Raw genomic sequence first — 26,291 nt, 5'->3', positions numbered from 1 at the left:
AGCAGGTGGAGAGTCCCCCTCACCCGACTTCCACGCGCTTCGCGTGTTTCAGTCGACCTCTCCCCGCAAGCGGGGAGAGGTGAAGTTCGTCACTCCGCCCGCGACAACCGCATGCTGTCCAGCAAACGCAGGCCACCGCCGCTTTCACTCTTCAGCAGCTTCTTCACCGCGCTCGATGCCGCGATCTCGTAATGGTCGGCATAGGCTTCGTGGTTCTTCTCGATATCGTCGAGACGATACAGATAGTTCACCATCAGACTGGCGGACTCGCGCAGGCCCTTGGCTGAGGTGTCGCCGAGCCAGTCGATACGCTCGAGCCGTGCGCCATTGCCGAGATGGAAGCGGGCGACGGAATCGATCGGGCCGCCGCGCGGGCTCTTGGCTTTCAGGAAGTAGTGCGCGGCGAGCTGCTCCATCACCGGTTTGAGCTGCGCCGTCAGCGCTGTGTCGTTGACCCATAGCGGATCGGCGAGCATGTCGACCAGCGCCTGATCCTCATTGGACAGGTTGAGGTCATCGGCCTTCTTGAGCCACTTCATGAAACCCGGCACCGGTGACAGCGTCACGAACGTATCGAGCTTCGGCAATTCGCGGCGCAGTTCCTCGACCACCTGCTTGATCAGGAAATTGCCGAAGGAAATGCCGCCGAGGCCGCGCTGGCAGTTGGAGATCGAATAGAACACCGCGGTGCGCGCGCGCTCGATCGGCACCGGCTGGCGATCGACGGCCAGCAGCGGCGCGATGGCGCCCGGAATGGTTTCGGTGAGCGCAACTTCGACGAAGATCAGCGGTTCATCGACAAGGGCCGGGTGGAAGAACGCGTAGCAGCGGCGATCGACGGGATCGATGCGGCGGCGCAGATCGTCCCAGTCGTGGATCTCATGCACCGCTTCATATTTGATGACTTTTTCGAGCACATTGGCGGGCGTGGACCAGTCGATCTTGCGCAGCACCAGAAATCCCCTGTTGAACCACGATGCCAAGAGATGAACGACGTCGCGATCGACGGCGTTGAGGTCTTTGTTACCATTCTTCAGATCGAGAAGATCTTCACGCATCTTCACGAGTTCGCTGGTCGCGTTCGGCGCGCGGTTCAGCCGGCGAAACAGTTCCTGCCGCTGCGGCTCGGATGCGAAATGCAATTCGCCGGAGACGTCGCCGGTCGGCTTGGCACGCCATGCTTCGATGGCCTTCTCAAGCTTGTCACGATCGGGACCGTAATTCTGTGCGAGGTTCTCGAAGAAGGTGAGACGACCGGCCTCGTCGAGACTCTTGTAGCGATCGAGCACGCCGCGCGCGAGGACCGTGCCGGACGCTTCGCCGCGTCCGGACAACAGCTCCGTACAGAGTTCGATCAAATCCGATGCGTTCTGTTTGGGATCGACAGATGCGGGACCGAGCCGCAGCAGAGTGCGTCCGCGTTCCGAGATGGATGCGAGGAGGTCGGAGAAGAAGGAGTCATTGCTCATGGTGAATCAATTCCCGGGCTGGCAGTTCAACCAGTCTGCTTCAATATAGCCCATAGCGAGGCATATTGCGCGATCATTTGAAGCATGAAACAATTGTGAGTGGGGAGCGCTTCGGCAAGAGAATTGCATTCGTTTCTGACTGCGGCCGGATCGCTGAAAACAGAGGAATTCAGGATGAAGCGGATCGCATCGAAGCGTGGCGTTGTGGCGGCTCTGGCACTCGGAGCGTTGCTGAGCAGTGGCTCGGCATTTGCCCAACAAACCATCAAGGTTGGCTGGACCATCCCGGCCGAAGAATCCAAATACTGGATGATGAAGCGTCCGCAGGAATTCGCGGATCTCGGCAAGAAATACAATATCGAGTGGGTGCAGTTTCAGGGCACCGCGCCGATGACGCAGGCACTCGCGGCCGGCGCGCTGGATTGCGCGACGCAATCGGTGCTGGCACTGGCGCAGGGCGTGCAGAGCGGCAACCTCAAGGCTTCGATCGTCGCGCAGCACGTGTTCGAAAAGCCGGGCAGCTTTTCGGTCTATTGGGCAGTAAAGGACGACTCGCCGATCAAGACCATCGCCGACCTCAAGGGGAAGACGATGTCGATCAACACGCTCGGCTCCGGCATCTATGGCCCGATGGCGATCCTGCTGAAGCAGGCCGGTCTCGATCCGGCCAAGGACGTCAAGCTGGTTGAAGTCGGCTTCGCGCTCTCGGAAGAGGCGTTGCGTTCGGGCCGCGTCGACTCCGCCGTGATGAACCAGCCTTTCGCCGCGCGCATGGAAGCCAAGGGCGGCACCCGCAAGCTGTTCTCGCTGTCGCAGCAGCAGGACGGCATCGTGCACATTCTCGAAGCCTGCCGTGCCGACTTCATCGAGAAGAATCCGGAACTGGCCAAGATGTATGTACGCGATCTGACGCTGGGCATGCAGAAGGCGCTGGCCAACCGCGACGAAACGCTGAAGGTAGTCAATGAAGTGATGAAGGCGCCGATCCCGGTGCTGGAAACCTATCTGCTGAAGGACAATGATTTCGCCAGGGATCCGGGTGCTGCGCCGAATTTCGACGCGATCCAGAAGATGCTCGACACCTATGTCGAATCCGGAATGCTGCCGAAGAAGCTCGACGTCTCCGAGCTGAAGGGCAAGGTCGTCGCGCCGATCAAGTAACGGCGAGCGACATCGACAATGACGTGATGGTCGGGCATGTCCCGGCCATTTTCGTTTGAATTGTAGGATGGGTAGAGCGGCGTTACGCGCAGCGTAGCGCTGCGAAACCCATCGCCCACATGCACTGAAAGTGATGGGTTTCGCTGCGCTCTACCCATCCTACGCTGGGAGCTGTTCTACTCGCTCACCACGTCCGACATGCCGCTGTCGATCAGGAGATCCAGCGTGTATTTGATGGTCGCGCGCTCGTCGTCGCTGAAGCGCTTCAGCAGCTCTGTCTCATGTTCGAGCGCCGCCTTCTGCACGGGCTTGACGCGCGCGCGGCCTTTCGCGGTCAGGTAGAGCGTGACGCGGCGCCGATCGTTGGATGTGCTCTTGCGCTTCAACAGCTCGTCGCGCTCCATGCGGTCGAGCACCTTGGTGAGACCGGGCTGCTTCATCAGCGCCATCGCGGCGAGTTCGCCGACCGACAGCCCTTCGACATCGGCGAGGCAGGCTAGCACGCGCCATTCCGGCACGGTGAGGTCCCATTCCTTCAACCGCGCATGAAACGAGCTGGATACATTGAAGCTGGCGCGCGCCAGCAGATAGGACAGGTAGCTGCGCGCAAAACTGTTGCTGGCCAGGGCCGGCGCACGTGGCTGTGCCTTGTCGATGCGGCGCAGTTGTCCGGAGTGGAAGACGAGGGGGTCGTGATTGCGTTCGACGAAATGCACGACTTCACCGACCAGGATCGTGTGGTCGCCGCCGGGATAGCGCGCCCAGGTCTTGCATTCGAAGATCGGCGCGAGGCCCTCAATCAGCGGTGCGCCGCTGATGCCCGGCGCATGGGCGATATCAGCAAACTTGTCGGAGCCGCGACGGCCGAAACGCATCGCGAGCTCGCCATGATCGGCGCCGAGAAAGTGAATGGCGAAGGCATCAGCTTCGACGAAGGGATCGTGGCTGGGCGAAGATTTAGCGACGCTCCACAGCACCAGCGGCGGATCGAGCGACACAGATGAGAAGGAGTTCGCGGTCATGCCGACGGGATGGTCGCCATTGGTGGCGGTGACGACGGTGACGCCGGTCGGGAATTGGCCCAGCGCCTGACGAAACGTCGCGGGGTTGACCGCCTGCGCCTTGTCCGGGAGCTTGTTATCCGCGACCTTGTCCTGCGCCGTCTTGTCAAACGCCATGGAATTCGCCGCTCCGCGACACCCGCGACTGCTCAAAATACAGCGCCGGATTGTCCTTCAAGATTAAAAATATTCCTTTTCATATAACATGACCGCGCCTATCATCCAACCATAATCGCTTTAAAACACGGAGAAACGGCATGCTGGCGGATCGCATCGAGGCGAAATGGATCGACGCATTCTGCGAGATCTTCGAGCGCTGCGCGGTCAAGCCCGGCGACACTGCCGCCATCCTCTCCGAGACGCAATCGCGCGCATTGAATGTGCACATTGCCGAATTGGCATTGCTCCGCATGGGCGCGCGGCCGTTCCATGTCGTGGTGCCGACGCCGCGCAACAAGCAGGTCGTGCCGATCCGCTCCACCGGCGCGTCGGAAGCGATCCAGCAGCTCGGGCCGGTGGTGTCAGCATTGCAGCAGGCCGGTTTCGTCGTCGACTGCACCATCGAAGGCCTGATGCATGCGAAGGAAACACCGGAGATCCTGAAGGCCGGCGCGCGCATTCTCGTGATCTCCAACGAGCATCCGGAAGCGCTCGAGCGCATGGTGCCGGACTCGGCGCTCGAGAAGCGCGTGCGCGCGGCGGCGAAGATGCTGCGCGGCACGAAGCACATGAAGGTGACCTCGAAGGCGGGCACCGATCTCGACGTCAACATGGAAGGCGCGGCCACCGTCGGTGTCTGGGGCTGGACCGACAAGCCGGGCACGCTGGCACATTGGCCGGGCGGCATCGTGGTGAGCTTCCCGAAGAGCAAGACCATCAATGGCACCGTGGTGATGGATGCGGGCGATATCAATCTGACCTTCAAGCGCTATCTGACGTCGCCGGTGAAGATGTTGTTCAAGGACGACTATCTCACCGAGCTCACGGGCGAGGGCGCCGATGCCGAGATGATGAAGCGCTATCTCGCCGCCTGGGGCGATCGCGAAGCCTATGCCGTGTCGCATGTGGGCTGGGGCATGAATCCCAATGCACGCTATGAGGCGCTGCAGATGTATGACCAGCGCGACACCAACGGCACGGAAATCCGTGCGGTGGCCGGCAATTTCCTGTTCTCCACTGGCGCCAACGAATTCGCCGGGCGCTACACCGCCGGCCATTTCGATCTGCCGATCTTCAAGACCACAATCACGCTCGATGGTGTGGACGTGATCAAGGACGGCGAGTTGCAGGACGTGTTCGGCTGAGTCCGAACACGTCGCTCCAAGCTCCGGGCTATCTGGTTACGGGCACTATCTCTTCTGCCGAGATCAAGCCAGCCTGAGGCAGCCGATAGCCCTTAACAATTGCATAGATCGCCGGGATCACAATCAGTGTGAGCAGCGTTGACGAGATCATGCCGCCGATCATCGGCACCGCGATGCGCTGCATGATCTCCGAGCCCGTGCCGGTGCTCCACATGATCGGCAGCAGGCCCGCCATGATGGCGACCACCGTCATCATCTTGGGACGGACGCGTTCGACGGCTCCTTCCATGATGGCGTCGTACAGGTCGTTGCGTGTCAGCGGCCGTCCTTCAATATCCCGTTGGGCCTGGATCGCAGTCAATGCTTGATTCAAATAGATCAGCATTACGACGCCGGTCTCGGCGGCAACGCCGGCCAGCGCAATGAAACCGACGACGACTGCAACCGACAGGTTGAAACCGAGCCACCACATCAGCCAAAGGCCGCCGACCAGCGCGAACGGCAGCGACAGCATGACGATCATCGTTTCGGTGATCGACCGGAAGTTCAGGTACAGTAGCAGGAAGATGATCAGCAGCGTCACCGGCACGACGATCTTCAGGCGCGCCGTCGCGCGTTCGAGATATTCGTACTGGCCGCTCCACATCACGTAGTAGCCGAGCGGGAATTGAATGCTCGCCTGGACGGCACGCTGCGCATCGGCCACGTAGCCGCCGAGGTCGCGGTCGCGGATGTCGACATAGATGTAGGTGGTCAACTGTCCGTTCTCGGTACGGATCGACGTCGGCCCTCTCGCCAGCGCAATCCTGGCGACTTCGCCGAGTGGGACCGCGCCACCTCCGGGCATCGGCACCAGCACGTCGCTGGCGATGGCCTGCGGACTGTCTCTGAGGTCGCGCGGGTACCGCATGTTGACGGTGAAGCGTTGCCGGCCTTCCACGGTCGTCGTTACCGTCTGGCCGCCGAGCGCGGTTCCGATCACGTCCTGGACGTCCTGGATCATGATGCCGTAGCGGGCCAATGCCTCTCGATCCGGTGTCACATCGAGGTAGTAGCCGCCGATGCCGCGCTCGGCATAGGCCGACGATGTGCCCGGTACCGCCTTGAGCACCTGCTCGATCTGCTTGGCAAGCCGGTCGATCTCGACGAGGTCGGTGCCGATCACCTTCACGCCGATGGGTGTGCGGATGCCTGTCGACAGCATGTCGATGCGGGCCTTGATCGGCATGGTCCAGGCATTCGACACGCCCGGAAACTGCAGCGCCTTGTCCATCTCGGCGATCAGTCCATCGACCGTGAGACCGGGTCGCCACTCCTCCTTCGGTTTGAGGTTGATGATTGTCTCGAACATTTCAGAGGGGGCGGGATCGGTCGCCGTGGCAGCGCGCCCCGCCTTGCCGTAGACCGAAGCCACCTCCGGAAACGACCGGATGATCCTGTCCTGCATCTGCAGCAGTTCTCCGGCCTTGGTGACGGAGATGCCCGGCAGCGTCGTCGGCATGTACATGAGCGTGCCCTCGTTCAGACTGGGCATGAATTCGGTCCCGAGCTGACGAGCCGGCCAGACACTCGCCGCGAGAATGGCGAGTGCGAGCAGGACGACCAGCGTCTTCGCGCGCATCACAACGGTGATGACAGGCCGGTAGACCCAGATCAGAAAGCGGTTGATCGGGTTCTTGTGTTCCGGAACGATCCGGCCGCGAACGAAGATGATCATCAGGGCCGGGACCAGCGTCACCGACAGGATGGCGGCGGCTGCCATCGAAAACGTCTTGGTGAACGCCAGCGGGCTGAACAGACGTCCTTCCTGGGATTCCAGCGTGAAGATTGGCATGAACGACACGGTGATGATCAACAGGCTGAAGAACAGTGCCGGGCCGACTTCGGAGGCTGCCTCGATCAGGACCTCGACACGCGACTTGCCGGGATCCGCGCGTTCGAGATGCTTGTGGGCGTTCTCGATCATGACGATGGCGGCGTCGACCATGGCGCCTATAGCGATCGCGATGCCGCCGAGACTCATGATGTTGGAGCCAAGACCGAGTAGCTTCATGGCGCCGAACGCCATCAGCACGCCGACCGGCAGCATCAGGATCGCAACCAGGGCACTGCGGACATGCAGCAAGAACAAAATGCAGACGAGTGCGACGACAGCGCTTTCCTCCAGCAATGTGTGCTTGAGCGTGGCGATGGCGGCGTTGATCAGGTTGGAGCGATCGTAAACCGGAACGATCTCGACGGAATTCGGCAGACTGCTGGCGATCTCCTTGAAACGCTTCTTGACGTTCTCGATGACGTCGAGCGCATTGACGCCGAAGCGTTGCAACACGATGCCGCTGGCGACTTCGCCTTCACCATTGAGTTCGGTGATGCCGCGCCGCTCGTCGGGGCCCAGTTCGACGCGCGCGACGTCGCGCAACAGGACTGGCGTGCCGTTGTTCGACTTGAGCACGACATTGCCGAGGTCGTTGATCGACTTCAGATAGCCCTTGCCGCGGATGACATATTCGAATTCGGACAGCTCCACCGTGCGACCGCCGACGTCGGCGTTGCTGGCGCGAATGGCATCCCGCATCTTCTGCATGGTGATGCCGAGGTCGCGCATCCGAAGCGGATCGAGCACGACGTTGTATTGCTTGACGAAGCCGCCAACGCTGGCGACTTCGGCGACGCCTTCGGCTTTGGCGAGCGCAAACTTCAGATTCCAGTCCTGGATCGCCCGTGTGTCGGCAAGGTTCAATTCCTTGGACATGATCGCGTACTGGTAGACCCAGCCGACGCCGGTGGCGTCGGGGCCCATCGTCGGCGTGACGCCGGCGGGCAGGCGGGACGTGGCTCCGTTCAGGAATTCGAGAACGCGCGACCGGGCCCAGTAGATGTCGGTCCCGTCTTCGAAGATGACATAGACGAACGACACGCCGAAGAACGAGAATCCGCGCACCACTTTCGACTTCGGCACCGTGAGCATTGCCGTTGTCAGCGGATAAGTGACCTGATCCTCGATCACCTGCGGCGCCTGGCCGGGATACTCCGTATAGACGATGACCTGCGTGTCGGAGAGATCCGGGATGGCGTCGAGCGGCAGATGCGCGAGCGCGTAGATGCCCGCGGCTGCGGCAAACCCTGTGCCGAACAACACCAGCAGCAGATTGCGCGCCGACCATGCGATGATGCGGGCGATCATTGTGGGCTCCTCGCGTCGGAAAAGCCCTTCAACGCTGCCTTCAGATTGCTTTCTGCATCGATCAGGAAATTGGCCGAAATGACGACTGGTTCGCCGTCTGCGACTCCCTCGCGGATTTCGACATAGCCGCCGCCGCGACGGCCGAGTCCGACGCTGCGCGGTTCGAAGCGCCCCTGTCCTTTGTCGATGAACACCGATTGCTGGGTGCCGGTGTCGATCACAGCGCTCTCGGGGACGGACACGACCGGATCCGCACCTCCGGTCTCGATCGAAGCGTCGATATACATGTCCGGTAGCAGAGCGAGATCGGCGTTTGTGAGTTCGATACGGACACGTGTCGTCCGGGTCTCGCGATTGACCTGCGGGTAGATGACGTTGATCTTGCCGGCAGACTGCCTGCCGGAGAGGCTACGCGTCCGGACGGTCACCGGCTGTCCGACGGCAATGGTTCCAAGATCGCGCTCCGCGACATCGACCATTGCCCAGACCAGCGACGTGTCGGCGATACGAAAGAGGATGTCGCCGGGTTGCGCCCGCATTCCTTCGATGGCGTTGCGCTCAAGAACGATGCCGTCCCGCGGTGCGGCCCAGGCGATGGAGATCGGGACGATACGGCTCTTCTCGATTTCGGCAATCACCGTGTCCGGAACGTCGAGATTCATGATCCGTTGACGTGACCCGCGCCCGTACAGTCCATCGCCGCCCGTCGTCTTCGACGTGATCGTCGCGACGTATTCCGCCGCAGCGGACGAGACCGCGGGGCTGTAGATATCCATCAAGGGCTGCCCGCTGCGGACCTTCGTGCCGGTGGTGACGTCGGCAACCTTCTGCACCCAGCTTTCCGCGCGCATCGAGATCACGGAGATGCGCCGCTCGTCGAGCTGGATCGTGCCGGGTGCACGGATCGTCGTCAGGATCACGCGCCTAGCGGCTGGCTCGGACTTCACGCCCGTGCGCTGTATCTTGCCCGGAGAGAGCTTGACCGATCCATCGTCGGAATCGTCGCCGTCGAATACCGGGATGTAATCCATCCCCATGGAGTCCTTCTTCGGCGTTGGCGACGCGTCAGGAAGTCCCATCGGATTGCGGTAATACTTGATCCTACGCTCCGTACTCACCGAGTTTGGACCCGGCATCGGCTCGGTTACGATATCCTCGAAGCTGATGTCAGCGTTTGCCGGAACGGCGCGGTAGTTGCGGCCGTCCGGCGTTTTCGTCGGCGTCGACGAGTATGCGGGCTTCCCGTCCGGATCCTGATAGTAGATCGGCGCCTGGATTTCTTGTGCCGAAGCGGCAGTGACGGCGACAACGTTGCGCGTCAACGGTCGCTGCGCGATGATGAATCCGCCTCCGGCCGCCGCGATGAACGCGGCGGCGGTACCAGCTAAAACGGCGCGGTTCATTTCTGCGCCGTGATGACGAGCTTGTTCTCGACGGAGCCGGTTTCTCCCTGCACCTTGGCGCCCAGAGAAAGCTGCCAGCGACCGGCCATTCCGAAAGTGGCCTTGAACTTGTAGGTGCCGGGCTCGGCCCCCGATACTGGCGTGACCTTGGTGGCCATCTCCTGCATGCCGTCAGGAGCCATGTCGAGACGGGTTGCGAAAATAACGGCATCCGGCACGGGCTTGCCGGTCTTGGTGTTCATCAAGCGGACGGTGATGATCTTGTCGGGTCCGGCCTGAACGGACTGATCGACGAGCTCGAACGTGTAGTCCTTGATGTCAGCCAGTGCAGCCGTGCTTACGCCGCCCAAAGCGACAGCGATCAACGCGGCCCGGAAGGCGCGCGGGGAGTTAAACCTCTTCATGATTTGGTATCCTCGATTGAATCTGATGTGCCGCGAACGGCATGCGTCATCCGCGCGCCTGGAGGCACGCGGCAGCGACGGCGCTCAGCGCCGCTCAGATCGAAGTGCGAGGAGGGTGGTCTGGAGGCGGGCGGTTGACGCCATCAGTCAGCGCGTCATTCAGCACCGAGTGGTACGTTCGGACGGCGTGGCGAACCGTCATGGGTGGCGCCAGGGAGGGCCCCGCCTGGGCGGTCTTCAATATACAAATCGCGAGAAGGGGACAGTCCTGGCAATCCTTACTCTTCTGTTCGGATGGGCAGCAGGGCATGTCTCCAGACATCGCCGACATGTCGGTCATCGTGGCCGACGGACCGTTGGCAGTCGCCGGAGTCACCATTGGCGCCACCGACAGGCCGATGGTCACGAAGATCGCCAGAAAGAATTTCAGGAGTCGACGAAGATCCATATTCGACCATCTCACGGCCACCACAGCGTGGGAAGCCCGGGCACATCACAACTTCGCAATCCCTATGGGGATTATGTCCTTGGCTTCTCCGGTCCGTCATAGGCGATGCCGCGGATCACCGCGGCGCTGCCGAACTTCTTCCTGAGGTCGTCCATCGCCCGCTCGGCATGCGACGAGCGGCGGTCGAGCATGTTGTCGTCGCCGGCCTCGTTGCCGGGCTTGAGCGCGCTGACGCCGGTGCCGATCAGGCGGAAGGCGGTGCCGTCGATTTCCTTTGCCAGCATCTCGCGACTGATATCGAAGATACGCGCCGCCATCTGCGTCGGCGACTGGATCGACTGCGAGCGGGTGCGCTGGCGGAAATCCGCGGTCTTGAGTTTCAGCGTCACCGTTGTGCCGGACAATTCGCTGCTCTTGAGACGCGATGAAACCTTCTCCGACAGTCGCCACAGAATCTTTTCCAGCGTGGCGTAGTCGCGGATGTCTTCGTTGAACGTCGTCTCGTTGGAAATCGTCTTGGCGCCGCGATCGGCGACAACAAGGCGGTCGTCGATGCCGCGCGCCAGGCGCCACAGCCTGCGGCCTTCGCCGCCGAACTGCTTCATCAGGTCGGTCTCATCGGCGCGCTGCAGATCGCTGATCTTGCGGAAGCCGCGCTGCGAGAGTTTCTCCGCGGTCGCCGGGCCGACGCCGTAGATGAAGCTGACGGGCCGATCCGCGAGCATCGCCACAGCGTCTTCCTGATCGAGCGTGGCGAAGCCGCGCGGCTTGTCGAGGTCGCTGGCAATCTTGGCGAGGAATTTGTTGACCGACAGGCCGACCGAAACCGTGATGCCGACAGTGCGTTCGATATCGGCGGCGAATTTCGCCAGCACCTTGGCGGGAATCATGCCGTGGACGCGCTGCGTGCCCGACAGGTCGAGGAAGGCTTCGTCGATCGACAATGGTTCGACCAGCGGCGTCAGCGCCTGCATGGCATGGCGGACCTCGCGGCCGACGCGGACATATTTCGCCATGTCAGGCCGCACCACGACGGCGTCGGGGCAGAGATCGAGCGCCTTGAACATCGGCATCGCCGAGCGCACGCCATAGGTGCGCGCGATGTAGCAGGCCGCAGACACCACGCCACGCTTGCCGCCGCCGATGATGACGGGCCGATCGACGATGTCGGGATTGTCGCGCTTCTCAACGGTGGCGTAGAACGCATCGCAGTCGATATGTGCCAGCGTCAGCGACGGCAGTGCGTGGTGTCGCACCAGGCGCGGCGACCCGCATGACGTGCAGCGCTTGACGCGTGCATCCAGATCGACAAGGCAATCCCGGCAGAAGCAGCGCGGTCCGCTCAGCTCTGCCGGAGAGGGGCTCACGTAAAGTCCTGCCCGCGGGGATCGAGCGCCTGCCGCGCGGCGGCGATGGTGGTGGGGTCCAGTTGCGACGACGCCGAAAACGCCTTCACGGTCTCGTCGTCGCGCAGCACGAAATCGAGCACGCTGACGAGGAACTGTGGATCCTTGGCAGCCGAGCGGAGAGTCTCCGGACCGATTCCACTCTCGGACAGGAACAGGCCCAGCCGCTCAGGTTCCCCGGCAACGAAGGACAGCGCCTGAATCGCAACGATTTCAGCAACTTCGCTGGGGTGGCGCTGGGGTTTTTTCATCACGCGTGTTTGCCTTTCCGTAACTTATCGTCTCTATTTTAAATCATCATGCCCGAGTCACCGGGGCGATTCCAGTTGCAGGGATATGCGCGGTACACGGGCACTTCGGCGGGTGGCCGAAGTGAATTTGGAAGTTCGCTTCGAACATCACATTGGCCGGTGACGCAGGGCAATCATGCTCCGCGAAACAAGAACGCTCGGGTTCTGGATTGGAGGGCGGGATGGCAAAAACCGTCCTGATCGTGGAGGACAACGAGCTCAACATGAAGCTCTTCCGTGACCTGCTGGAAGCCCATGGCTATCAGACTGTCGGCACGAGCAATGGCTATGAAGCGCTCGATCTTGTCCGCTCGCTGCGCCCCGATCTCATCCTCATGGATATTCAGCTACCGCAGGTCTCCGGTCTCGAAGTAACCGGATGGATCAAGAAGGATCCTGCGATCAGCATGATCCCCGTCGTCGCCGTCACAGCCTTCGCCATGAAGGGCGACGAAGAACGTATCCGCGAAGGCGGCTGCGAAGCCTATTTGTCAAAGCCCATTTCGGTCGGAAAATTTATCGAAACCGTGCGTCGGTTCATCGGTTAGGGAGTTCCCTATGTCAGCGCGTATTCTTGTCGTCGATGACATCCCCGCCAACGTGAAACTTCTGGAAGCCCGTCTCTCGGCGGAGTATTTCGACGTCATCACCGCGTCCAACGGCGCACAGGCGCTGGAAGTCTGCGCGCGGTCCGAATGCGACCTGATCCTGCTCGACGTCATGATGCCCGACATGGACGGCTTCGAAGTCTGCCGTCGCCTGAAAGCCAATCCGAAGACGCATTTCATTCCGGTGGTGATGGTCACGGCGCTGGATTCGCCGTCGGATCGCGTGCGCGGTCTGGAAGCCGGCGCCGATGACTTCCTCACCAAGCCCGTCGCCGATGCCGTGCTGGTGGCGCGCGTGCGCTCGCTGACGCGTTTGAAGATGATGACCGATGAGCTGCGCATGCGCGCCATCACCTCGCTGGAAATCGGCGTGCAGGCGCCTGAGCGCAGCGCCGTGTCTGATCTGGGTGTGGGTGGACGCATCCTGCTGGTTGACGATCGTCCGTCATCCTATGAGCGGCTGGCACCTGTCCTGTCGGCCGAACACACCGTCGATGTCGAACCCAATCCGACCGAGGCGCTGTTTCATGCCGCCGAGGGCAATTACGATCTGCTCATTGTCTCGCTGAGCCTCGAGAATTACGACGGATTGCGGCTGTGCAGCCAGGCGCGTTCGCTGGAGCGCACGCGGCAGATTCCGATTCTCGCGATTGCTGATGCCGATAACAATCCGCGGCTGTTGCGTGGTCTCGAGATCGGCGTCAACGACTACCTGATGCGCCCGGTGGACAAGAACGAGCTGCTGGCCCGCGCCCGCACGCAGGTCCGCCGTCGCCGTTACACCGATCATCTGCGCGACAACGTTCAGCACTCCATCGAAGCTGCGATCACCGACGGTCTGACCGGACTGCACAACCGCCGTTACATGGAAAGCCATCTGGAAACGCTGGCAGAGCAGGCGGCCACCCGCGGCAAGCCGCTGGCGCTGATGATGCTCGACATCGACTTCTTCAAGTCGATCAATGACAATCATGGCCATGATTGCGGTGACGACGTGCTGCGCGAATTCGCCGTGCGCATTCGCAAGTCGATCCGGGGCATCGATCTGGCCTGTCGCTACGGCGGCGAGGAATTCGTCATCGTCATGCCCGAGACAGACATGCACGTCGCCGGTATGGTGGCCGAGCGTCTGCGCCGCTCGATTGCAGGCGAGCCGTTCTCCATCGACAAGGGCAACAAGCGCATCGAGGTCACGATCTCGATCGGGTTGTCGACGCTGGAGAAGAAGGGCGAGCCCGTCGCCGACGTGCTCAAGCGTGCCGACGTGGCGCTGTATCGCGCCAAGCATGATGGCCGCAACCGCGTGGTTGCTGCGGCCGCGTAAGCCACGATCACAGCCGCGTTCGTGCTGACGGCTGCGACCATCGCGACGGCGGCGCGATGGGGCGTGATCCCGTATCGAAAGTCTGCGTGACCTGCCGGGCCGCGCAGTAAGCCGGGCGCGTCATGCGTGCGCGCAGATAGGCGTCGGCTTCTTTCGTCGGCAATTCCTTATCGATCACGAGTTTGTCGAGCGCGCAGGCGAGGGCATCCGCGCCCGGCTTGGTGCCGGTGGCGTCGCAGGTCCAGCCGCTCAGGAATACAGCTCTGGTATCGAAGCGCGAGCTGAAGGCAAGGCACTGTTTCCAGCGGCCATCGGTCTCGACGCGCGTTTCGACGGCATGGACAGGGCCGTAGCGCGTTTCCAGATCGAAGTGCGTGGAGAGCGTCTGGAAGCGCATGTTGCGCAAAAGCTTTGTTTCGCGCGGTTCGAAAGTCGGCCGCGTCTGGAGGCCGCCCGGGGGCGGGAATGCGATCGCCACGGTGAGATCGATCCCGCGATGATCCAGTGCCCCGTATTGCATGACCTCAACACGGCCAAGCAGTCCACTGGTGATGATATCGGAGCTGACGGGTAACCTTGTGAAGCTGCCGTCAGTGATCCTGAAAGCTGGCTTGTCCTGGACCACCTGGACGCGATTGCCCCAGAGCCAGATCACCCCGAAGGCGATGAGCCCGAACACGATCATTCCGAAAAAATAGAATGCGTAGCGAACGAAAACGCCCGCTAGAGACACCGCAGACGTGAACTGGCCAGCCGTCGTGTCTGAATCGCGGAAAGACAAGGGTTGCTCCCGATGCAAATCAATTGCGTCGAATGATACCGACTTGTCGCACGAAATGACGTGAATACCGTTTCAATCGCAGGCTTCATGCCCGCCATAGTTGTGGCAGGGTAAATGCGATACTGCGCGCATCGCTAAAATTGAAACGATTGAGCCGGGCTTCTTGCGAGGAGAGGTTAAAAGAAAACGGGACCCGAAAGGGCCCCGTTCAAAATCCGTCAGCAGCTGTGTTCAGCGCTTACTTGATCTTGGCTTCCTTGAATTCAACGTGCTTGCGCGCGACCGGGTCGTACTTCTTCTTGACCATCTTGTCGGTCATGGTGCGCGAATTCTTCTTGGCGGTGTAGTAGAAGCCGGTGTCCGCGGTGGAAACGAGCTTGACCTTGATGGTGACCGCTTTGGCCATGGCAGAACCTCTGAATGTCGGGAATCGGGTGACAGCCAGAGAACTGGCCGTGTTGGGGCGCAACCTAGCCCCGAACGCCCCAAAGTCAAGGTTTTCTGGGTGGAAAAACCACTCCAATTCAGGCTGGTATCCCGGAAAGAGCCGGTTTTCAGGCTACGGCTGGCCTGAATCTCCGGTCAATCGACATCAGAGCGTCTTGTAGAAAAAGCTGGCCCCATCCCGGGTGCTATTGTCCGGGTTGGTGGCGTAGCCGGGAACTTCGCCGAATTTGGTCCAGCCGAGCCTGGCGTAGAGTCGTACGCCGGCGCCGCCTGTGGCGGTATCCAGTGTCAGCAGCGTATGGCCGATCCGCTGCGCTTCATGTTCCGCCGCCAACAGCAGCGCGGCGCCCAGTCCCTGACATCGCGCACGGCGGTGCACCAGCATCTTGGCAATGTCCGAGCGGAAGGCCTGATTCTCCTGTGGCGCCGGGGTCAATTGCACGGTCCCGTCGATGCGATCCCCGGCCTCTGCCGTAAAGATCAATCGCTCGCCGCGGGTGTGGCTCGCGAGCGTACCGTCCCACCACGCCTCGGCCTTTGCGCGAGTCATCGGCCAGACAAAATTGACCGAGGCCCCGCCTTCGACCGAGTCGACGAGAAGATCGATGAGGCTATCGCGTCTGGCCCACGCCTCGTGCGGCGTGAGGAGATGGATGGCATGCGCACTCATGGATTTGTCCGGGTGGGATCGCAGCATAACAGGCGGGAGCAGTAGCTGATGCGATCCCCCACAGCGGAGTCAAGTCGCGGGAGGGAAGAACCGATTTTCGGGCCGCGGGAGCCCTAGGTTCTCTCTGAGCGTCTTCCCCTCATACTCGGTGCGGAAAATACCCCGTCGCTGCAGTTCCGGAATAACCCGGTCGACGAAGTCGTTCAGGCCCTCCGGCAGGTAGGGGAACATGATGTTGAAACCGTCCGAGGCCTCGGTTTCCAGCCATTCCTGCATCTGGTCGGCGATGGTCTGGGGCGTGCCGACGAAAGCCGAGCCGCCATAGCCGCCGAGGCGTTGGGCGAGCTGGCGCACGGTCAGGTTCTCGCGTTTCGCGAGGGCGATCACGCGCTCGCGGCCGCTCTTGCTGGCATTCGTCTCGGGGATCTCGGGCAGGGGACCATCGGGATCGAAGCCGGACGCATCGGTGCCGAGATTGATCGAAAGGGAGGCGATGGCGTTGGCGTAATGCACCTTGCTGTCGAGCAGCGCGCGCTTTTCCTTGGCTTCCTCGACGCTGTCGCCGACCACCACGAAAGCGCCCGGCAGGATCTTGAGATGGTCGCGGTCGCGGCCGAGCGCGGCCATGCGGCCCTTGATATCCGCATAGAGCTTCTGCGCGTCACCGATCGCGCCGCCGCCGGTGAACACTGCTTCTGCGGTTTCGGCGGCAAGCTGCTTACCGTCTTCGGATGCGCCGGCCTGCACGATCACCGGCCATCCCTGCACGGGCCGGGCAATATTCAGCGGGCCGCGGACCGAGAGATACGGGCCCTTGTGATCGAGCACATGCATCTTCTCGGGATCCATGAAGATGCCGGTCTCGACGTTGCGGATGAAGGCATCGTCGGCAAAGGAATCCCACAGCCCGGTAACGACGTCGTAGAACTCGCGCGCTCGCTTGTAGCGCTCGGCATGCTCCATGTGATCGTCTAGGCCGAAGTTGAGCGCGGCATCAGGATTCGACGTTGTCACGATATTCCAGCCGGCGCGTCCGCCCGAGATGTGATCGAGCGAGGCAAAGCGGCGGGCGACGTGATAGGGCGCGTCAAAGGTGGTGGAGCCGGTGGCAACAAGGCCGATATTGTCGGTGACGGCAGCAAGCGCTGACAGCAGCGTGAAGGGCTCGAATGACGTCACCGTGTGGCTGCGCTTCAGCGCCTCGACGGGCATGTTCAGCACGGCGAGATGATCGGCCATGAAGAAGGCGTCGAACTTGCCGGCCTCGAGCTTGCGGATCATCTGTTTGAGGAAGGGAAAGTTGAAGTTGGCGTCAGGCTGAGCGCCCGGATAGCGCCATGCGCCGGTGTGGATGCTGATCGGGCGCATGAAGGCCCCGAGCTTCAACTGACGCTTCGCCATCTGGAATTCCCCGTGATGCTGGTCGGGAACAGATAGGGACGCCGACGCGCGCAGGTAGATGCTGCTCACGAGAAGATTATTGCGATTTGTGGATTATCTGCAGAACCTCATCCTGAGGAGCGGCGTCTTCGCCGCGTCTCGAAGGATGGAGGCCGGCGCTCATGGTTCGAGACGGCGCTGAAGTAGCGCCTCCTCACCATGAGGACGGAGCTCACACCCGCTTCGGATTCAGCGTTGGGTCCATCGCGAATTGCGTTTCCAGGTAGTCGATCATGGCGCGGGTCTTCTGCGGCACGAAGCGGCGCGAGGGATAGACCGCGCTGATCGGCACCGATTTCGGTTCGAAGGCTTCAAGCAACACTATGAGACGGCCGGTCTCGATCTCATCGGTGAAATGCCAGATCGGCACGAAGCCGATGCCGAGGCCGGACATCACGGCTTCGCGAATGCCTTCCGAACTCTGCGTGCGCACTGGTCCCGTGGCTTCGATGGCGATCGGGCCGTCCGGACTTTCGAAGCGCCAGGTCACGCCGGTGGTGAAGCGCGTATAGGGGATGCAATCGTGACCCGCGAGATCGGTAGGATGCGCCGGCATCGTCTTGCCGCGCAGATAGGACGGCGAGGCCACGAGGATGCGGCGGGTAACGCCGATCTTCCTGGCGATTAGCGCGGGATCGGTGACGATGCCGGAACGGATGGCCAGATCGATGCCGTCCTCGACGAGGTCGCTGAAGCCGTCGCTCATCACGAGGTCGATGCTGACATCGGGATAGCGCGACAGAAATCCCTTCAGATGCGGCATCACACGTAGCCGCCCGAACACCACGGGAAGCGCCAGCTGCAATGTGCCTGATGGTCTGGCCCGGCGTCGTCCTACCGCGCCCTCGGCCTCGGCAACGGCTTCCAGCGCCAGTTTGGCGCGCTCGTAGAAACTGCGGCCGTCATCGGTGAGCGTCAGCTTGCGGGTGGTGCGGGTGAACAATCGGGTGCCGAGATGGTCTTCCAGCGTCGCCACCTGGCGGCTGACGGTCGGCTGACTGGAATTCTGCTCCTCAGCCACACGGGTGAATGAGCCCGCTTCGACGACGCGGATGAAAGCCTGGAAAAGGGCGACTGTATCGGTCATTCATCCAAAATACGGATAAATAATATCCGAACAAGCCCATAACTGCTAACGGGCGAATGGACGATGTTCTCGATGTCGGACGGCGATGGCGCCGCCCCAAAATCAGATGGAGAGCATCATGACCCGCAAACTCGAAGGCAAAATCGCAGTCGTCACCGGTGGCAGCGCCGGCATCGGCCTGGCCGCGGCGCAGCGTTTCATCGACGAGGGCGCCACCGTGTTCATCACCGGCCGCCGTCAGGCCGAGCTCGATGCCGCCGTGAAGCAGCTCGGCCCGAAGGCGGTCGGCGTGAAGGCGGACGCCGCCAAGCTCGCCGATCTCGCGCATCTGTTCGATACGGTGAAGGCTGCCAAGGGCAGGATCGACGTGTTGTTCGCCAATGCCGGCATCTTCGAGGCGACGCCGTTCGGCGGCATTCGCGAGGACGATTACGACCGGATGTTCGATATCAATGTGAAGGGCCTGCTGTTCACGGTGCAGGAAGCGCTGCCGCTATTGAGTGATGGTGCGTCGGTGGTCCTGACGGGCTCGGTGGTCGGCATCAAGGGCTTCCAGGCTTCCACGGTCTACAGCGCGACCAAGGCGGCTGTGCGCTCCTTTGCGCGCTCGCTGACGGCGGATCTCAAGGATCGCAAGATCCGGGTCAATGTCGTGAGCCCCGGACCGATCGCGACGCCCGGTATGGATGCCTATGCCGATGGCGAGACGCAGAAGTACCTCGCGGGTCTCGTGCCGCTGGCACGCCTCGGCAGCGCCGACGAAATCGCCAAGGCGGTTCTGTTCCTGGCATCGGATGACTCCAGCTTCGTCGCCGGCGCAGAATTGTTCGTCGACGGTGGCCTCGCGCAGATCTGACGACGGGCTTGGCAGAGCAGGAAGACGCCGCGGATGCGGCGTCTTCTCGTGTCAGAAATTATGCATGTGCGCGCTGGCGCGATACTCGCTCGCCATCAGCTCTTCGTTTTCAGCGACCTGAATCCACGAGATGGCGAGCTGCAGCAATGCACGAACTTTGCGCGGGTCGGCTTCCACGCTGGCCCGCTGGCTGAGTGCCGACGCCTTGCGACGATACTCCAGCGACGCGCGTGTAAATGTCGAAGGTTCAACCTCCGATGTCCAGTTCATCTGCCCCATAACTGGGAGTTCCTATTAGCGCAAAATTAGCAGCTAGTACTGCGTTGCACCAATTATCCCGCTAAGGAAACAGCTAAATAAGCCGAACATCGTGATCGGATTATCTGATTTTCTCAGATATTTCCCGGCAGCATGTCGAGCTGCATCTTGCCGCTGTACCAATGGAAGAAGGGCAGTGGCGCGTCGTGACGGAGCGGGCCGGTGGCGAGACGCTGCTGCAATTGATTGAGCACGTTCTTCGTCATTGCGTGCGCGTCGGCGAGATGCGCGGAGCCGAGTTCGACCCAGACCAGTTCCACCAGTTCGGCATCGGCATGCACAACGCCCTCGACGCGATGCGCGATCGACGATGCGTCAGCTGTGAAGAAACGCGTATCGAAGCGCTTGATACGGCCGGGTGGTGTGATGGCGCGCGCAATCAGGAACAGGCCTGAGGGATCGGGCAGGAGACCTGCATCGCTGAAGGCTTCCCATACGCCGGGGAGCTTCCTGGTCGCGCCATCAACCTTGCGGCCGAGGCAGAGGCCGGTTTCTTCGCAGGCTTCGCGGATCGCGGCGACAGCGAGCGAACGCGCGCGGGACGGCGGCGTCTTCGGGCTGCCCTTCATCAGGTTGGCTTCAAGCTCCGGCGGCACAGGTGCAGCCACCGGAATCTTGTTGTCGGTCTTGTCGACACTGCCGCCGGGGAAGACGAACTTGCCGGGCATGAACACGACCTTGTCGTGACGCTTGCCAACAAGCACTTTCGGAATCGGGCCGGAGCGATCGACCAGCATCAGGGTCGCAGCGTCGCGCGGACGCTTATAGGGATGGTGGTCGGCTTCCTTGCCGATCTCGACTGCGTCGCTCATTCCGTCTCCTGAAATTCTTCTTATTACGTGTTGTTCAAGTAGACGGAGAACGTATCAGTCGGCCGCGCCGTCGCCAAATCCGTGCATGCGGAATGCCCACTGCAATCCGACCACGGCTCCCTTGACCGGCTGCAGCAGCAACAGCGACGCGATCAGCGTGATCGGCAGGTAGATCGCAAGTTGCAGCGCGACCGATGGCGAGTAGTTGGTCTCGATCCACAATGCGATCGGCACGACGATGTGACCGACGATGACGATCACGAGATAGGCGGGAAGATCATCGGCGCGGTGTGCAGAGAAATCCTGTCCGCACTTGTCGCAGTGATCGGCGGTTTTCAGGAAGGCGCGAAACATCTTGCCTTCGCCGCAGTTCGGGCAACGGCAGGCGAAGCCGCGCTTCATCGCGGTCCACACATTGCGTTTGGCGGAGGAATCCAGCGTCGCGCTCCAGATCTTCGGTGTGGTCAATGTCATCATGACGTTACCCCTTTTTCGGCTTGCCGGGGTTACCACCGGCACGAGCCTTGTCAGCTTTGGCAGCCTGCCGGGCATTGCGACCGGGTTTGGCTTTCTTGGGCGCCTTGACCTTCTTCGACGATTTGAACTTCGTCGCACCAGAAGGTTTGGCACCCGGATGACGCGGCCGGTCTGCAGCGTCATTGCTGCGGGCATGTTCGCGTCGGCGGCTCCGTGGGGCGGCATTGCCCTCGGAGAGCATTTCGAACCGCAAGGCTCCTGCGACCGGTGCCGCCTCGACCAGACGGACGTCGACGACGTCGCCCAGCCGATGCATGGCACCACTGCGTGTACCGACGAGGGCGTGGCGAGCTTCGTCATAGTTGAAGTATTCGGTGCCCAACGTGCGGATCGGGATCAGGCCATCGGCGCCGGTCTCGGTCAATCGGACAAAGAGTCCAGCCCTGGTGACGCCGGAAATCCGGCCGCGGAAGGTGGCGCCGATCTTGTCGGCCAAGAAGTGCGCGATCAGCCGGTCGGACGTCTCGCGCTCGGCCTTCATGGCCCGGCGTTCGGTGGCCGAAATCTGCGCCGAGATTTCGCTCAGCGTTTCCACGGTTTCGGTCTCGGGCAGTGCGCCTTCGCCGAGCCCGAGCGCACGGATCAGCGCGCGATGCACGATCAGATCTGCGTATCGCCTGATAGGTGAGGTAAAATGCGCGTAGCGGCGCAGGTTCAGACCGAAATGTCCGTAATTCTCGGCGGCATATTCCGCCTGGGCTTGCGAGCGCAAAACCACTTCATTCACCAGCGGTTCGGAATCCTGACCTTTGACCTGTGACAGCACCCGGTTGAATACCGATGGCCGCAATGCGCCCGCTTTGGCGAACGGCATGTCGAGGGTCTTGAGGAATTCCTGCAGGTTGTGAACCTTCTCCACGGAAGGCTCATCATGTACCCGATAGATAAGCGGCAGACCCTTCTTTTCAAGCGTCTCCGCTGCGGCCACGTTGGCCAGGATCATGAACTCTTCGATGAGTTTATGCGCATCGAGACGCGCCGGCACGATGACGCGATCGACGGTGCCGTCCTTCTTGAGCAGAATCTTGCGCTCGGGAATGTCGAGGTCGAGCGGATCGCGTTCGTCCCGCGCCAGCTTCACCTGCGCATAGGCCGCATAGAGCGGCTTCAGGATCGGTTCGAGCAGCGGGCCGGTGGTATCGTCGGGATGGCCGTCGACCGCGGCCTGCGCCTGCGCATAGTTCAGCTTGGCCGCCGAGCGCATCAGGATGCGATGGAATGTATGTGACTTCTTGCGGCCATCGACGCCGATGACCATGCGCACGGCGAGGGCGCCGCGCGGCTCGCCCGGCACCAGCGAACACAGGTCGTTGGAGATGCGTTCGGGCAGCATCGGCACGACGCGGTCGGGGAAGTACACGGAGTTGCCGCGGATCAGCGCGTCGTGATCGAGCGCCGAGCCGGGACGCACATAGAAGGCGACATCGGCGATGGCGACGCTGACAATGTATCCGCCTGCATTGTTCGGATCGGAATCGAGCTCCGCGTAAACGGCGTCGTCGTGGTCCTTGGCGTCTGGCGGATCGATGGTGACCAGCGGCACGTCGCGCCAGTCTTCGCGTCCTTGCAATGTCGCAGGCTGCGCGGCTTCCGCTTCCTTCAGCGCATCGCGGGAGAACGCCTGCGGGATATCGTGGGAATGGATCGCGATCAGGCTGACCGCTTTCTCGGAGGAGAGCGAACCGAGCCGTTCCTTCACCTTGCCGGAGCCGAGGCCATAGCCACGCGTGCGAATGAGATCGACACTGACGAGATCGCCGTCCTCGGCGCCATTGGCGTCTGACGCGGCGATGTTGAGTTCGCGCCCGGCCTGCTTCTTGTCGACCGGGATCAGGCGTCCGCCGCCATTCGGCAGCGCGCGATAGATGCCGAGCAGGCGCGTGCGGGCACCTTCGAGGACGCGCACGACGCGGCCCTGATAGCTGGCTAATTCGCCCTCGTTCTCGATCTTCTCGATACGCAGCAGCGCGCGGTCACCGACACCGGCGGCGGTTCCGGGCAGGGGACGGCGCGGCGTGTGAATGCGAATTTTTGGCACCGTCCCGTCTGCCTCGTCCCATTCGACGGGCGTGGCGATCAACTCGCCATCGGTATCACGCGAGGTGATGTCGACCAGCACTGTCGGTGGCAGCGCTGCGGGCTCGCGCACGCTGCGGCCCTTTTTGGCGATGGCGCCTTCGTCGGCGAGTTCGCGCAGCATGCGCTTGAGCTCGACACGGGCGGCGTTCTTCAGTCCGAATTCACGCGCGATCTCGCGGGTGCCGATCTTGCCGGGATACGCGCGAACGAACGCGACGATGGCATCCCTGGTTGGAAAGCTGCTGTCACGTTTCTTGTTCACAATTATCCGTTCTAGCCAGCGCTCTTCTTCGCGACCGTTTTCACAGCCTTCTTGGCGACCGTCTTTTTCGCCTTGACCGGTGCGCGCGCCTTGCTGGCAGCAGCGCCCTCAGCCTTGGGCTTGGCTGCGGCTTTCTTCGCAACAGCCTTCTTGGCCGCCGGCTTCTTCTCGGCTGCGTCGGCCTTCTTGGCGACAGCCTTCTTCGCCGGTGCCTTCTTGGCGCCGCGCTTCGGCTTGATGCCGCCCTTGGCCACACGCTCGTCGATCAGCGCGATGGCCTCTTCGAGCGTGATCGTCTCCTGCGTCTTGTCGCTCGGGATCGTCGCATTGACGCCGCCCGCGGTGACATAGGCGCCATAACGCCCGCCCTTCACGGCAACGCCGCCGAGGGTCGGATGGTCGCCGAGCGGCTTGCCGGGATCGGCGCCGAAGCGGCGGCCTGATGGGCCCTTGGCGATCTTCTCGGCGATCAGCGTGACCGCGCGATTGAGGCCGATATCGAACACCTCGTCGCCGGCTTCCAGGCTGGCATAGGTTTTCTCATGCTTCACGAACGGTCCGAAACGGCCGAGACCTGCGGTGATCGGCTCGCCGGTCTCCGGGTGCTTGCCGATCTCGCGCGGCAGCGACAGGAGCTTGAGTGCCAGATCGAGTTCGACATCGCTGGGCGACGTGTTCTTCGGAATACCGGCACGCTTCGGCTTCTCGCCTTCTTCGTAATCCTTGGCGTCGCCAAGCTGGATATAGGGCCCGAAGCGTCCGGCCTTCACCGCGACTTCGAGACCTGACACCGGATCGGGGCCGAGCACGCGATCGGCGTTGGCGCCGCTATCGGCGGCGAGCGGACGCGTGTAGCGGCATTCCGGATAGTTCGTGCAGCCGACGAAGGCGCCGAACTTGCCGGCCTTCAGATTGAGACGACCGGTGCCGCAGGTCGGGCACTGGCGCGGATCGCCGCCATCTTCGCGCGGCGCGTAGATGTGCGGGCCAAGCATCTCATCGAGTGCGTCGAGCACCTGCGCCACGCGCAGATCCTTGATCTCGTTCACGGCGCCGATGAAGTCGGTCCAGAAATCCTTGAGCACCTGCTGCCAGGAGATCTCGTTGTTGGAGATCCTGTCGAGGTTCTCTTCCAGCGCCGCGGTGAAATCGTATTCCACATATTTGGCGAAGAAGTTCTCGAGGAAGGCGACGACGACGCGGCCCTTGTCCTCGCCATACAGGCGCTTCTTTTCGAGACGAACGTAGCCGCGATCCTTCAGCACCTGCAGGATCGATGCATAGGTCGAGGGACGGCCGATGCCGAGCTCTTCCATGCGCTTGACCAGCGAGGCTTCCGAGAAGCGCGGCGGCGGTTCAGTGAAATGCTGGGTAACCGCGAGGTTTTCTTTCTTCAGCGCTTCACCTTCGCTCATGGCGGGCAGGCGGCGTGAATCTTCATCCTCGGCGTCGTCGTCCTTGCCTTCCTGATAGACGGCAAGGAAACCATCGAACTTCACGACCTGACCGGTGGCGCGCAATTCGAGCAGGCGCGAACCTGCCTTGGCAGCGATATCGACGGTGGTGCGCTCCATCTCGGCGGATTCCATCTGGCTGGCGATGGTGCGCATCCAGATCAATTCATAAAGCCGCGACTGATCGCTATCGAGACGGCCGCGCAGGCTCGCCGGGCGACGCGACATATCGGTCGGACGGATCGCTTCATGCGCTTCCTGCGCGTTCTTGGCCTTGCTCGTATATTGCCGCGCGGCGTCCGGCACATATTGCTTGCCGTAGTCTTCGCCGATGACGGAGCGGGCCTGCGTGATGGCGGAGGGATCGATCTGCACGCCGTCGGTTCGCATATAGGTGATGAGACCGGTGGTTTCGCCGCCGATGTCGATGCCTTCATACAGACGCTGCGCGATGCGCATGGTGTGCGCGGGTGCAAAGCCGAGCTTGCGACTGGCTTCCTGCTGCAGCGTGGAGGTGGTGAACGGCGCCTGCGGATTGCGGCGCGCGGGTTTTGCGTCGACCGTGGAGACCGTGAAGTTGGCGGCTTCGATGGCCTTCTTGAAGTCTTCGGCTTCCGCACCGGTGCCGATATCGAGACGCTGGATCTTCTTGCCGTCAGCGCCGACCAGGCGGGCTTCGAAACTCTCGCCGCGCGGCGTCGCCAGCGTGGTCACCAGCGACCAGTATTCGCGCGGGATGAACTTCTCGATTTCCTGCTCGCGGTCGCAGACCAGGCGCAGCGCGACCGATTGTACGCGGCCGGCGGAGCGGGCGCCGGGCAGCTTGCGCCACAGCACAGGAGAAAGCGTAAAGCCCACCAGATAATCGAGTGCACGGCGCGCCATATAGGCGTCGACCAGTGCGCCATCGATCTCGCGCGGGTTCTTCATCGCGTCGGTGACGGCCTGCTTGGTGATCGCGTTGAACACCACGCGTTCGATTTTCTGGTCCTTCAGCGCGCGCTTCTGCTTGAGGACTTCGAGCACGTGCCAGGAGATCGCTTCGCCTTCGCGATCAGGGTCGGTCGCGAGGATCAGCTTGTCGGCGCCCTTGACGGCCTTGGCGATGTCGTTCAGTCGGCTAGCCGCCTTGGGGTCGATCTCCCAGATCATCTGGAAATTGGCGTCGGGATCGACCGATCCGTTCTTGGCGGGAAGGTCGCGGACATGGCCGAACGACGCCAGGACCTCATAGTCCTTGCCCAGATACTTGTTGATCGTCTTGGCCTTTGAAGGCGACTCGACAATGACGAGATTCATGTGATTCCAATAACTTACAGGGGGAATCCGGCTTGGGTCTGCGAGAGTCGCGCCAGCCGTTTCGCGGCGAACATGGGTGCGAAGGGGTCCCGTGTCAAATCGTGAGTTGTTGATGGCCGCGTCTGTTGGTTCCCAATCACTTACCAAGGGTTGTAAAATGCAACCATTAGGGGTGTGATTTGATGCT

Annotated in this window: 22 protein-coding genes; 5 read left to right on the top strand and 17 right to left on the bottom strand. The window is 61.9% G+C overall.

All coding sequences use genetic code 11. The annotated features are described in order from the left end of the window. Nucleotides 1-89: 89 nt before the first annotated feature. The gene (locus AB8B20_RS07440) at nucleotides 90-1,469 is read right to left on the bottom strand and encodes a malonyl-CoA decarboxylase (protein ID WP_068732361.1); all 1,380 of its coding nucleotides are present in this window, start codon (nucleotides 1,467-1,469) and stop codon (nucleotides 90-92) included. Between the two features lie 174 nt (nucleotides 1,470-1,643). On the opposite strand from AB8B20_RS07440, the gene AB8B20_RS07435 reads away from it, so the two are divergent. Next, nucleotides 1,644-2,630 (top strand): ABC transporter substrate-binding protein, encoded by a 987-nt coding sequence (locus AB8B20_RS07435; protein ID WP_120292027.1) that lies wholly within the window; start codon nucleotides 1,644-1,646, stop codon nucleotides 2,628-2,630. 176 nt (nucleotides 2,631-2,806) lie between these two features. Here AB8B20_RS07435 and AB8B20_RS07430 read toward each other — a convergent pair whose 3' ends face one another. Continuing rightward, nucleotides 2,807-3,808 carry a flavin reductase gene (locus tag AB8B20_RS07430; protein ID WP_439072158.1) on the bottom strand — a complete coding sequence of 334 codons (1,002 nt, stop codon included), beginning with the start codon at nucleotides 3,806-3,808 and terminating at the stop codon, nucleotides 2,807-2,809. 140 nt (nucleotides 3,809-3,948) lie between these two features. Here AB8B20_RS07430 and AB8B20_RS07425 point away from each other — a divergent pair, with 140 nt between their 5' ends. Then, entirely contained in the window at nucleotides 3,949-4,995 is a 1,047-nt protein-coding gene (locus AB8B20_RS07425) for a peptidase M29 (protein ID WP_439072157.1), read from the top strand. Nucleotides 4,996-5,023: 28 nt separating this feature from the next. On the opposite strand, the gene AB8B20_RS07420 is transcribed toward AB8B20_RS07425, so the two are convergent. From AB8B20_RS07420 to AB8B20_RS07400, 5 genes are all read right to left on the bottom strand, one after another. After that, complete coding sequence (locus tag AB8B20_RS07420; protein ID WP_439072156.1) at nucleotides 5,024-8,179, bottom strand: efflux RND transporter permease subunit; 3,156 nt, start codon at nucleotides 8,177-8,179, stop codon at nucleotides 5,024-5,026. Next, nucleotides 8,176-9,582, bottom strand: coding sequence for an efflux RND transporter periplasmic adaptor subunit (locus tag AB8B20_RS07415; protein ID WP_439072155.1), 1,407 nt, complete (start codon nucleotides 9,580-9,582; stop codon nucleotides 8,176-8,178). Before AB8B20_RS07415 ends, AB8B20_RS07420 begins: the two co-directional genes overlap by 4 nt. Beyond that, nucleotides 9,579-9,986, bottom strand: a complete 408-nt coding sequence (locus AB8B20_RS07410) for a FixH family protein (RefSeq protein WP_439072154.1) — start codon at nucleotides 9,984-9,986, stop codon at nucleotides 9,579-9,581. The genes AB8B20_RS07415 and AB8B20_RS07410 overlap by 4 nt, the downstream gene beginning before the upstream one ends. A 519-nt stretch (nucleotides 9,987-10,505) precedes the next feature. Next, complete coding sequence (locus AB8B20_RS07405) at nucleotides 10,506-11,801, bottom strand: DNA polymerase IV (RefSeq protein ID WP_309945264.1); 1,296 nt, start codon at nucleotides 11,799-11,801, stop codon at nucleotides 10,506-10,508. After that, nucleotides 11,798-12,091, bottom strand: coding sequence for a DUF3572 domain-containing protein (locus AB8B20_RS07400; protein WP_089263750.1), 294 nt, complete (start codon nucleotides 12,089-12,091; stop codon nucleotides 11,798-11,800). The genes AB8B20_RS07405 and AB8B20_RS07400 overlap by 4 nt, the downstream gene beginning before the upstream one ends. Before the next feature lie 221 nt (nucleotides 12,092-12,312). Here AB8B20_RS07400 and AB8B20_RS07395 point away from each other — a divergent pair, with 221 nt between their 5' ends. Both AB8B20_RS07395 and AB8B20_RS07390 read left to right on the top strand, forming a co-directional pair. Further along, complete coding sequence (locus AB8B20_RS07395; protein ID WP_068732379.1) at nucleotides 12,313-12,678, top strand: response regulator; 366 nt, start codon at nucleotides 12,313-12,315, stop codon at nucleotides 12,676-12,678. Between the two features lie 10 nt (nucleotides 12,679-12,688). Beyond that, on the top strand, nucleotides 12,689-14,062 hold the full coding sequence (locus AB8B20_RS07390) for a PleD family two-component system response regulator (RefSeq protein WP_439072153.1): 1,374 nt from the start codon (nucleotides 12,689-12,691) through the stop codon (nucleotides 14,060-14,062). A 7-nt stretch (nucleotides 14,063-14,069) separates the two neighbouring features. Here AB8B20_RS07390 and AB8B20_RS07385 read toward each other — a convergent pair whose 3' ends face one another. From AB8B20_RS07385 to AB8B20_RS07365, 5 genes are all read right to left on the bottom strand, one after another. Further along, entirely contained in the window at nucleotides 14,070-14,843 is a 774-nt protein-coding gene (locus AB8B20_RS07385; RefSeq protein WP_439072152.1) for a hypothetical protein, read from the bottom strand. Nucleotides 14,844-15,081: 238 nt separating this feature from the next. After that, on the bottom strand, nucleotides 15,082-15,249 hold the full coding sequence (gene rpmG, locus AB8B20_RS07380) for a 50S ribosomal protein L33 (protein ID WP_068732385.1): 168 nt from the start codon (nucleotides 15,247-15,249) through the stop codon (nucleotides 15,082-15,084). A 186-nt stretch (nucleotides 15,250-15,435) separates the two neighbouring features. Further along, a complete protein-coding gene (locus tag AB8B20_RS07375) occupies nucleotides 15,436-15,960 on the bottom strand; it encodes a GNAT family N-acetyltransferase (RefSeq protein WP_439072151.1) in 525 nt (174 codons plus the stop codon). Nucleotides 15,961-16,029: 69 nt separating this feature from the next. Then, the gene (locus AB8B20_RS07370) at nucleotides 16,030-17,361 is read right to left on the bottom strand and encodes an LLM class flavin-dependent oxidoreductase (RefSeq protein ID WP_439072150.1); all 1,332 of its coding nucleotides are present in this window, start codon (nucleotides 17,359-17,361) and stop codon (nucleotides 16,030-16,032) included. A 211-nt stretch (nucleotides 17,362-17,572) separates the two neighbouring features. Next, the gene (locus AB8B20_RS07365) at nucleotides 17,573-18,487 is read right to left on the bottom strand and encodes a LysR substrate-binding domain-containing protein (RefSeq protein WP_439072149.1); all 915 of its coding nucleotides are present in this window, start codon (nucleotides 18,485-18,487) and stop codon (nucleotides 17,573-17,575) included. A gap of 118 nt (nucleotides 18,488-18,605) precedes the next feature. Here AB8B20_RS07365 and AB8B20_RS07360 point away from each other — a divergent pair, with 118 nt between their 5' ends. After that, nucleotides 18,606-19,343: an SDR family oxidoreductase gene (locus AB8B20_RS07360; protein WP_439072148.1), complete on the top strand. Its 738-nt coding sequence runs from the start codon at nucleotides 18,606-18,608 to the stop codon at nucleotides 19,341-19,343. Between the two features lie 51 nt (nucleotides 19,344-19,394). Here AB8B20_RS07360 and AB8B20_RS07355 read toward each other — a convergent pair whose 3' ends face one another. The 5 genes from AB8B20_RS07355 to topA form a co-directional block, all read right to left on the bottom strand. Further along, nucleotides 19,395-19,622: a hypothetical protein gene (locus AB8B20_RS07355; protein WP_439072147.1), complete on the bottom strand. Its 228-nt coding sequence runs from the start codon at nucleotides 19,620-19,622 to the stop codon at nucleotides 19,395-19,397. Nucleotides 19,623-19,735: 113 nt separating this feature from the next. Further along, complete coding sequence (locus AB8B20_RS07350) at nucleotides 19,736-20,473, bottom strand: NUDIX hydrolase (protein ID WP_439072146.1); 738 nt, start codon at nucleotides 20,471-20,473, stop codon at nucleotides 19,736-19,738. 54 nt (nucleotides 20,474-20,527) lie between these two features. After that, on the bottom strand, nucleotides 20,528-20,950 hold the full coding sequence (locus AB8B20_RS07345; RefSeq protein ID WP_439072145.1) for a DUF983 domain-containing protein: 423 nt from the start codon (nucleotides 20,948-20,950) through the stop codon (nucleotides 20,528-20,530). A gap of 4 nt (nucleotides 20,951-20,954) precedes the next feature. Continuing rightward, entirely contained in the window at nucleotides 20,955-23,351 is a 2,397-nt protein-coding gene (rnr, locus tag AB8B20_RS07340) for a ribonuclease R (RefSeq protein ID WP_439072144.1), read from the bottom strand. Between the two features lie 11 nt (nucleotides 23,352-23,362). Then, entirely contained in the window at nucleotides 23,363-26,104 is a 2,742-nt protein-coding gene (gene topA / locus AB8B20_RS07335; protein WP_439072143.1) for a type I DNA topoisomerase, read from the bottom strand. Nucleotides 26,105-26,291: the final 187 nt, after the last annotated feature.

The organism is Tardiphaga sp. 866_E4_N1_4, from assembly GCF_052076075.1.
GTDB lineage: Bacteria > Pseudomonadota > Alphaproteobacteria > Rhizobiales > Xanthobacteraceae > Tardiphaga > Tardiphaga robiniae.
Note: the sequence above shows the minus strand (reverse complement) of the source record. Positions and strands in the feature narration are given on the sequence as shown.